A 9,505-nucleotide genomic window follows, 5' to 3' on the forward strand; every position below is an offset into this window, starting at 1 on the left:
GCCCAGCCCCCGCCCCGACCATAGCGCAGCGGCCACCGCACAACCGCGCGCGCTGAACCCACCGAACCCTCACCGTCCACCAACCCCACCCACAGCAGTACGGCGTCAGCCGTCACCCTGCTCTACCAGCGCTGGCACCACGCCATGGACGGCGCCGCACCCGGCCACGGCTCACGGGCGTGACGGACCGACAGGCCGGATCTGCGGCTGCCCCTGCGGGCGGTGTGCGGGGGGCTGCGGCTCGGGCATGCCGGCCCGGCCCGGCCGCTACTCGCGGGATCGAACGTCGTCGCCGACCTCACCTGTCGGTAGGTTGGCGAACACGCAGTCACAGCTGGGGGTGATTCCCGCGACGGGGCGCGGCAGGGGAACTCGGTGTAGTGAACTGCTGGGCGAAGCCTCTGAGCGTCGCGAAATCCTCATCCTGCAGGCCGATTCGGGCGTCGACGTGGTGAAGCAACGCCGAGCTCGGATGGTGGCTTCTCACATGTTTGAGGTCTGCGTCGCCGATCTCGTCATCGATCCACGCGAAGGCCCTTCCTGCGGCGTGCGCGAGGATGTGCCGCGTCTTCCAGCACCTGCCGTTCAGGTGTGTTGCGTCCTCGGCGGGGAACTCCACGGCCGGTAGATCGGGTAGGCCGAGGACGGGCGCGATGAAGGTGTTCGCCTCGGTGGACCAGGCGGTCGCCCACACCAGGTCGTATCGCGCGCTGAGCGTTCGGAGTTGCTTTCCGTGTTCCGGGTTGAGCAGTACGCGGAGCGGTTTGACGTAGGGGCGTGGCTTGCCCAGGTGTTGTGCGAGCCAGCTCTCGGGGAGCATCCGGTGGGCCGTGTATCCCGCGGGTGGCCGTTGTGGATCCGCGGCATAGGGGTTCAGAGGGCCGTCGACGTCTAGGTAGAGCAGTGGGCGAGGCATCGAGATCTCCTTCGCGCGCTCGCGGTTGGCCAAGGGGACAGGGAGGCGCTGGAAGCTGCGGCAGCTGTGGTGGCTTCGACTATCTGGGCGTGGTGAGAGCTGAGGCGTATCACGGAAATCCGGTCTGCCCAAGCCGGTGTTGTCGCGGACTCTGGGGTCTTCCGTGCGATAGCGCTGAGGGGAAGGGAGCCTGCGGTGTCGCGTTCGCAGATCGTCGTGGTGGACACCATGACCTTTGAACGGTCGGTTCTCCACGACCATTTCGTCTCGGGGGAGCGTGTGCTGATCATTTTCGGCAGCCTGGACGGAGGGCTGACCGGAGATCGCTTCACCGTGGTCGCGCCGTCCTGGCATACCGCGACCCGGGCGGATGGGTGGCGTCTTCGGGACGACAACGGTGGTGAGCGGTCGTATGTTACCGCGGCGCCTAAGTATCTCATTCATATCGAGCAAGACTGCCTGGACTGCGTGACGTTCTTCAAACAGCTCAAGAAGTGGCTACTTCCCGTGTTGCCCGGCCGGGGTCCCGGAGAGACCCACAGCTATGCCCAGACCGGTGATGGTCAAATCGTTCATATCGCCGACGAGATCGCTGCCGCAACTCTCCCTGACTGAGAACACCAGGCCATTAGTCCACCGCCACGCGAAAGGCGGCTACTCGTGCCATCAAGCCGAAATTGAGACACCTTTCAGGTGGTGATCTTCCGGAAGCCAGCAAGCGGCGAGGTGATCGCTCAAATCGAGACATCAATCGCAGGCGGGTTCCTGAGGCGCTGCGGCTTTCGCGAGATGCGACTCCCCACCCGCCACCGATGGTGGCGGCTGCCGAAAGAACTCGGACGACCGGAAACGAAGATACGCGCCACTCGGGCAGCAGTTGTGCTACGGGCGGCCGGCTTCGTGGTCGACCTCGATCCCCTCCTATACGACCGGGAGACGGAGCGTCGTCCCCAGGAGAGTCTGGAGCGCGAGCCGATACCGATACATGACTCCGAGGGCCCGAAGGAAGCCGCCCCTTCCGGGAATATCGGCCGGGTTCCGACCTTGCGGCCGGGCCACCACCAGCAGTAGTAGCGGCGACGCGACCACTCTCTTGGTTTCCCCGCGTGCTCTACGTCACGCGCCCCCTTTTTTCCTGGAAGTGAGGACCCCCATGTCTGACTCGACCGGTCTCTTCGAGAGCTGGGCGTGATGAACCCCAACAGGATGATTTCCCTGCGGCCCGACGCCGTGTTCGGCGCCACGCGTGACTTCGGTATTCACGCGCGCCTTGCGCATTCCTTGGACGAGCAACTTCTCGTGCTCGCCAAGGCTGGCTTCGTCCACGAGCCTGCAACAGACGTATTCCTGCTGCCTCCGTCGATGCGGCACGGAGAGGCGATCCGACGAACCCTGCACGCCGTGCACCGGCTGCGGGAGCTCGATCTCGAGGTCGTCGTCGACCCGCAGATCCTCCGGCCGATGGAGCCGGTGCCCGACATGCCGCGAGCAGCGGGTGCGCTGATCGCGCTCACCGACGAGCTCGACCGGGTCTGGGAGCCACGGCAACTCTCCAGCCTGATCGCCCAACTGACGGACGAACGGGATGGAGTGCTCACGCTCGCAGGTGAGTTCCTCAGCGAGGCCGCGCAGTGGTGCGCCCAGGAGGGAACCGAGCGCCCCAGCCCGCACCTCGATCGCTTCGCCCGTGACCTTGAACTAGCTGGTGAAGACCTGGGGCATCAGCGCAACGAACTGTCCGGGATCGCTGAGGACCTGCTCGCCGTCCGCGCCAAGGAGCCACGCAGGCACAGGTCCGGCGCCACGGCGATCCGGCCTCCACGTCCCACGCCGCAGACGTCCCCCTCCACCACCACGGCCCGCCGCCGCACCGCATAGGCACCTTCCTTCGGAACCGCGAGACAAGGCGCCCAGAAAACGAGATGGCATATGAAGCATCACCCAAAATTCCTCAAGGTGTTCGCCACGCTTGCCTTGGGCGCGGCACTCGTGGCCACGAACGCAGGTGTCGCGCGGGCCGATGACTACGGCTACATTACCAAGTTCCCGGACAGCGTCAGTTACGGCACGGCACGATTCTCCTCTGACGGGGACCGGCTCAAGGTCTGCGACAGCCGCCGCGACGGGTATTCCGTGACGGTTGCGGTTTGGAACCAGCGAGATGGGTTCGTCGCCCGCGTAACCGCCAACGGTGGTTATGGAACCTGCACGACGCGAACCCTGAACCTCAGGGATGGCGCCACATACGGGTTTTACGGCTATCGCACAGGGGAGTCCGGGGCAACCATCGTGTTCTGGGATCAGGCATAATTCCTTCACGCCGGGTGTGAGGAAAACTTCCAAAAAACCTCGTGAAAGGGGGTGTTCACTTGTTCAGCACGCTGCTCGGTAGATCGGCCAGGCCGCCCCCCGCCCGTGGTTCGCCTCGTTCCCCACCGGATCTGCCGATGTCTCCTGCACGCCCCTCCGCGTCCTCCACCGGTACTGACGCACTCTTCCATCTCATCCTGATTGTCCTGGCCGTGGTGGTGCCGTTCGCACACGCCGTCTGGCTCGGCGGCAACCTCGCCACCATCCTGTCCGGCTCCGGCTCGTGGGCCCCCTACGCTCCCACCGCGGCGCTGATGGAACCGGAACAATTGTGGCCCTCCACTTCCAGTACGCCGTTGACCGTCGGCCGCCTGATCGCGCCTACCACGGTCACCGCGATAGCCGTCGCGGTGGGCGGGTGGTGGTGGGTTCGACATCGTGAGGCAGGTCGGAGTCGACCGGTGAAGTCGCTGGCGACCGCCGCAGAGGTCAAGCCGCTGTTGGCCCGGGCGACCGCCGCGAAAGCGCGGCAGCTCCGGCCGAGTCTTGTCACGCGGCCAGCGGGTCGGTTGGCAGCTTCCGAGATTGGGATCCGGCTCGGCGATCTCGCTCCCGGGCACCAAGCGGTGTTCGCCAGCTTCGAGGATGTCGGTCTGGCGATCATGGCGCCGCGGTCGGGCAAGACCACCTCCCTGGCTGTCCCGGCCATCCTCAGCGCGCCGGGCGCGGTGCTCCTGACATCCAACAAGGCTGCCAGCGACGCCTACACCGTCACCCTCGAAGCCCGGGCCGCTGTCGGGAGGGTGTGGACGCTGGACCCGCAGCAGATCGCCCGCGCCCCGCGCGAGCTGTGGTGGAACATCCTCGCTGAGGCCGCCACCCCGGAGGGGGCGCAGCGTCTCGCCGGGCACTTCGTGACCGCCACCATCAGCGAGTCCGACCAAGATTTTTGGTCCAAGGCCGCGCAAAACACGCTGACCAGCATGTTCTTGGCCGCGTCCAACACCGGCCGGCCGGTCACCGACGTGCTGGCCTGGCTAGCAGCTCCGGCCGACCGCACGCCCATCGACGCGCTCAAGGACATCGGTGAGGATGCCCGGGCCGACCAGCTCGAGGGCACCGTGGCCGGCGCGGCCGAAACCCGCGACGGCATCTACGAGACGGCCCGTCAGTTCCTGGCCTGCTTGCTCGATCCCGCCATCGCCGCCTGGGTCACCCCCAACCCAGACGTCCCGCAGTTCCGGCCAGAGGACTTCGCGACCGGCCGCGACACCCTCTACTTGCTCTCCAAGGACGGAGGTGGCGGGGCCTCCGGCATTATCGCCGCCGCCGCTGACGCCGTGATGCGCGCCGCGGTTCGCCAAGCCGAACGCGACGGTGGCCGCCTCGACCCACCGATGATCTGCGTTCTCGATGAAGCGGCCAATGTCTGCAAAATCGCGGACCTCCCCGACCTCTACTCCCATCTCGGCTCCCGAGGCGTCCTGCCCCTGACGATCCTGCAGAGCTACCGCCAGGGCCAACGCGTCTGGGGGGACACCGGCATGGACGCCCTCTGGTCAGCCTCCACCACCAAGATCATCGGCTCGGGCATCGACGATCCCGACTTCGCAGACAAACTCTCCCGCCTCATCGGCGACCACGAGGTCGAGACCATCTCCCACTCGCACAGTGAACAGGGCCGCTCCACCTCCATCTCCACCCGCACCGAGCGCATCCTGCCTCCCGACCGCATCCGCGCCCTCCCCAAGGGCCAAGGCCTCCTGTTGGCCACCGGACTCCCCGTCGCGCTGCTCACGCTCAAGCCCTGGTACCGGCAACCCGACGCCTCCGACATCGCCGCGGCCTCCCGGCGCCAGACCGCCTTGATCACCACCCGCGTCCTCGAACACACCGCGGCCCCTGATGGGCCCGACGCCTATGAGCAGGCAGCATGAACGACCCTGCGCCGCACCGGCCTCTCGACATTGCCGAACGGGCCGACCAGCTCGATGCCCTCGCCGACCGCTACCTGGCCCTGTGGAAGCGGATCAACGAACGCGACTTTCTCAACCCAGCCGCCGGACTGGTTCACCTCGCCGCCTATCTCACTGACTGCCACATTCTGGTCGACGAGACCCTGCGCCGCCTCACGGAGCTCGTCACAAGCCAGCCAAGTCAGCCCCTCGAGGCCGGCATCGCCCTGACCACCCTCAACCAGGCCATCCGCGACTCCGCTGACGCCGCAAGTCTGCTCGCCCGCGCCACCGGGCAGAGCGCTCTGACGACGGCCACCTGGGCCAACAACTACAACGGCGTTGACGAGCAGCACCTCCAGGACAGGTACACCAAGGCCTCCCAGTGCTGCGTCGGTGCCATGGCCCTGCTGGAACATTCGGCCCTCGCCCTGCACAGCACCGCCCTGCTCGCGCGCAGCGCTGAACGGCAGTCGCCGGCTGCCACACCGCGTGCCGCCGCCAAGGCTCAGGCCGAGGCGCATGCGGGCTCTCTCGAACGGCTTACTCCGGCACAACGTCACGCACTGCAGGCGATCGCCGCCGGCGGTGTGCGCCTGCACGAAACGGTTCGAGGCTCCCGTTATATCGATGTCGGTCAGGGGCCGCGCATCACCCTGACCACCTACAACTCCCTTGAGCGCAAGGGACTGATCAGCCGTGACACCAGCACGATGCTGCTCTTCCACGGCCAACGCCTCACGATCACGAAACGCGGTCAAGCCGCCTTGGCCGCCATCACCCCGGGACGGGCCTCGGCGAGCCCTCCTGACACCTCGCGGCCCTCGCAAGGCCGCCGCCGGCCACGTTCGGGAACGTGACCACACCCCACTCCTATGACGACGACCCGGCGTCGTGCCCACGACGGGTTCACCGACGCCCTCGGCTCATTCGCACATCCCAGCGCTTCTACTCGCGCCACCCTGGAGTTCCTCCATGTCGCAGCCCGTCCTCCGCGTCCTCTCCCTGGGGGCCGGTGTCCAGTCCACCACCCTGCTCTGTCTGTCCGCCGAAGGCCTCCTGCCGAAGATCGACTACGCCATCTTCGCCGACACCGGATGGGAACCCGGCGCCGTCTACTCTCACCTCGACCGCCTAGAGAACGACATCGCCGGGCCCGCCGATATACCGACCGTCCGGGTATCCACCGGAAATATCCGTGACGACGCCCTCAACCCGAACCATCGTTTCGCATCCATGCCCCTTCACATCCTCAATCAGGATGGGCGCCCCGGGATGGCGCGGCGGCAATGCACCAGCGAATATAAAATCAAGCCGATCAAGAAGAAGGTCCGCGATCTTATTGGCTACCCCTTTCCCAAGCGGATCCCCAGCGGGGTCTATGTCGAGCAATGGGTCGGTATCTCGACCGACGAATTCCATCGCGCCAAGGACTCCGACGTCGCCTACATGCGCAATCGGCATCCGCTTATTGTCGACATGAATTGGTCCCGTGCCGACTGTCTGCGCTACCTCAAGGCGCGAGGTCTTGGTCAGACGCCGAAGTCCAGTTGTCTGGGGTGCCCATACCACGGCAATGCCCAGTGGCGTCACATTCGTGACACCTCGCCCGAGGAATGGCAGGACGTCGTCGCATTCGACACCGCCATCCGTACCGGGAGTGCCCGGGCGAACGCGAACGGCACTCCGCTGCTCGGCCAGGCGTTCCTTCACCGTGCCCGCGTCCCCCTCGACGAAGCGCCGATCGACCGCGTCACCGCGCACGAATTGGCTCAGCGCCAACTGGAGCTGGTCGACGAAGAAGACCTCGAGCAAGGTGACCTCGATGGTTGCTCGCCCTGGTCCTGTCGCTCTGGATCTCCGGTCCAGGCCGACTATGACCAGGCAGCGTGATGATCCTCGACCTGTTCGCCGGCCCCGGCGGTTGGTCAACTGGCCTGGCCGCATTGGGCTACCGCGACGTCGGCCTCGAGGAGGACGCTGCCGCCTGCGCCACTCGAGCCGCCGCCAGGCATCTGACCATCCGCACCGACGTCACCGCCTACCCCACGTGGCCCTTCACCGACAAGGTGTCCGGCCTGATCGTCTCGCCTCCATGCCAGGCCTGGAGCACCGCGGGCAAGCAACTCGGCCTTCGCGATCGGCAGCACGTCCACCAGGCCGTCGCCGACCTCGCCGCCGGACACGACACCCGGGAACGGCTGCTCACCGCCTGCGCCGATCCCCGGTCCCTTCTCGCTGCGGAACCCATGCGCTACCTCGCCGCACTCAAGCGACACGGGCGCCCCGACTGGGTGGTCATGGAGGAAGTCCCCGCAGTCGTCCAGCTCTGGAAGCAGTACGCGCACATCCTGTGGACGTGGGGCTTCTCCACGTGGTCAGGTGTTCTCAACGCCGCTGACTTCGGTGTCGCCCAAACCCGCCGCAGGGCCATTCTGATCGCCTCCCGCACCCGCCCGGCCGTACCACCCGAACCCACCCACGCCGAACACGCCGAGCCCGCAGCACTGTTCGGGCACCGGCGGGCTCGGTGGGTATCCATGGCCGAGGCTCTCGGCTGGGAAACGACCGGCGGCCCCGGCTCCTCAGCGTTCGCTGGCGGCGCCGCCGCCCTTCCTGCCGGCACGGTCCCCAGCCATACCTCCAGCGGAACGCTGCGACCCGGTGCCACGGCGATCCCACGCGTCGATGTCCGCTGGGCTCTGCGCAGCAACAACCAGGCCCATGCCGCGGTCCGTCATCTCGACCAGCCAGCCTCCACCCTCTTCTTCGGATCTCGCGTCAACGAGTGCGCCTGGATCAGCACCACCTCACCAGATGGCCCCACCCAGCCGCCACACATCGCCATCACCGCCGCCGAGGCCGGAGTGCTGCAGTCGTTCCCGCACGACTACCCCTGGCAAGGCACCAAAGGCGAGCAGTTCAACCAGATCGGCAACGCGGTGCCACCCCTCTTGGCCCGCCACCTCCTGAGCCCGCACCTCACGCGCGACGACTTCGCCCTCGCCGCATGACGAGCCTGCACCACCAGCCCGCCCAGCAGGCGCCGCTCCCCGAGGAGATATCTCCCGCCCCCCACCATCGCGCCCCGCGTGGTTGTCACTTCCAGAACAATCGCCCTCCACAGGGATTCTCCATCGATGACCAGCCCAACCTCACCACGCCACCCCGCCTCTCCAGGAACCTCAGGCGCCAACTCGCCAACCGCGAAGGCACGCCCGGGTGAACTCCGAGCCGCAGTCGCCAGGGTCCTGGCCGCTGAGGAGTCGGGACGTTTCAGCGTCACGGAACTGGCCAAGCAACTGGGCCACTCGACCGGCGCGATCGGCAGCGCCTGCGAGACCCTCGTCGCCCGCGGCGAGGCGGAACGCGTCAGCTCTCACCCCCGCCGCTATCAGGCAACCCCCCTGACGGCCGCCGCCGCGCGGCACACCCCGAAGCGCTCACCGAACGCCCAACCGCCCCCCAGCCCAACCACTGGCACCTCACAGCCGGCGCCGGCCACCGATGGCGGGCCGATCACCCGACCCAACGGGCAGCAATACCACCCCAGGTCCCTGGCGAAGATGCCGGACGTGGAAGCCCTACGCCGACTGCGGCGAGCCGACGTGCCCGTCCTGCTCTACGGGCCACCCGGAACGGGCAAGACCTCGCTGGTCGAGGCCGCCTTCCCAGACTTGATCACCGTCGCGGGGGACGGCGACACCACCGTCGGCGACCTGGTGGGGGAGTACACCCAGAGCGAAAGCGGCGGATACGAGTTCGTCTACGGCCCCCTGATCACCGCCATGACGGAAGGCCGCGCCCTGCTGATCGATGACGCGACCTTGATCTCCCCCAAGGTCCTCGCGGCCCTCTATCCGGCGATGGACGGGCGCCGCCAGATCCAGGTCAAGGCCCACAAGGGCGAGACGATCACCGCCACCCCCGGCTTCTACGTGATCGCAGGACACAACCCCGGCGTACACGGCGCGGTCCTCACCGAAGCCCTCGCCAGCAGGTTCGCCGTCCAGATCCAGGTCACCTCGGACTACGACCTCGCCGCCTCGCTGGGGATCGACCTCACCGCCGTCCGTGTCGCCCGCAACCTCGCCCGGCTCCGCCAAGCGGACGAGATCGGCTGGGCCCCCCAGCTCCGCGAACTCCTCGCGTTCCAAAAGATCGCCACCGTGCTCGGCTCCGACGTCGCTTTCGCCAACCTCGTCGGCGTCGCCCCGCCCGAAGACCGCGAAACCGTCACCGAGATCGTCACCAAGGCCGTCGGACACCCCATCACCCCGCTCGCCCTCGGCCGCCAACTCCCCACCACACCTCGGAAGGGAAC

9 protein-coding genes are annotated in these 9,505 nt (G+C 67.2%); 8 read left to right on the forward strand and 1 reads right to left on the reverse strand.

The features are described from left to right. Positions 1-328: 328 nt before the first annotated feature. Complete coding sequence (locus E1283_RS24920) at positions 329-916, reverse strand: HAD domain-containing protein (protein ID WP_132820393.1); 588 nt, start codon at positions 914-916, stop codon at positions 329-331. Between the two features lie 195 nt (positions 917-1,111). On the opposite strand from E1283_RS24920, the gene E1283_RS24925 reads away from it, so the two are divergent. The 8 genes from E1283_RS24925 to E1283_RS24960 form a co-directional block, all read left to right on the forward strand. Continuing rightward, positions 1,112-1,531, forward strand: coding sequence for a hypothetical protein (locus E1283_RS24925; protein ID WP_132820386.1), 420 nt, complete (start codon positions 1,112-1,114; stop codon positions 1,529-1,531). Positions 1,532-2,104: 573 nt separating this feature from the next. After that, positions 2,105-2,794, forward strand: a complete 690-nt coding sequence (locus tag E1283_RS24930; RefSeq protein ID WP_132820387.1) for a hypothetical protein — start codon at positions 2,105-2,107, stop codon at positions 2,792-2,794. A 51-nt stretch (positions 2,795-2,845) separates the two neighbouring features. Then, positions 2,846-3,226 carry a hypothetical protein gene (locus E1283_RS24935; RefSeq protein ID WP_132820388.1) on the forward strand — a complete coding sequence of 127 codons (381 nt, stop codon included), beginning with the start codon at positions 2,846-2,848 and terminating at the stop codon, positions 3,224-3,226. Positions 3,227-3,363: 137 nt separating this feature from the next. Next, a complete protein-coding gene (locus E1283_RS24940) occupies positions 3,364-5,163 on the forward strand; it encodes a type IV secretory system conjugative DNA transfer family protein (protein ID WP_132820389.1) in 1,800 nt (599 codons plus the stop codon). Then, positions 5,160-6,041 (forward strand): hypothetical protein, encoded by an 882-nt coding sequence (locus E1283_RS24945; protein WP_132820390.1) that lies wholly within the window; start codon positions 5,160-5,162, stop codon positions 6,039-6,041. Before E1283_RS24940 ends, E1283_RS24945 begins: the two co-directional genes overlap by 4 nt. A gap of 115 nt (positions 6,042-6,156) precedes the next feature. Further along, the gene (locus E1283_RS24950; RefSeq protein ID WP_425086222.1) at positions 6,157-7,074 is read left to right on the forward strand and encodes an adenine nucleotide alpha hydrolase family protein; all 918 of its coding nucleotides are present in this window, start codon (positions 6,157-6,159) and stop codon (positions 7,072-7,074) included. Continuing rightward, the gene (locus tag E1283_RS24955; RefSeq protein WP_132820391.1) at positions 7,074-8,195 is read left to right on the forward strand and encodes a DNA cytosine methyltransferase; all 1,122 of its coding nucleotides are present in this window, start codon (positions 7,074-7,076) and stop codon (positions 8,193-8,195) included. Before E1283_RS24950 ends, E1283_RS24955 begins: the two co-directional genes overlap by 1 nt. Positions 8,196-8,321: 126 nt before the next feature. Continuing rightward, positions 8,322-9,505 (forward strand): AAA family ATPase (locus tag E1283_RS24960; protein WP_132820392.1); only part of this gene is annotated, 1,184 nt, incomplete at its 3' end.

It is taken from the genome of Streptomyces hainanensis (genome assembly GCF_004348415.1).
GTDB classification, from domain to species: Bacteria; Actinomycetota; Actinomycetes; order Streptomycetales; family Streptomycetaceae; genus Streptomyces; species Streptomyces hainanensis.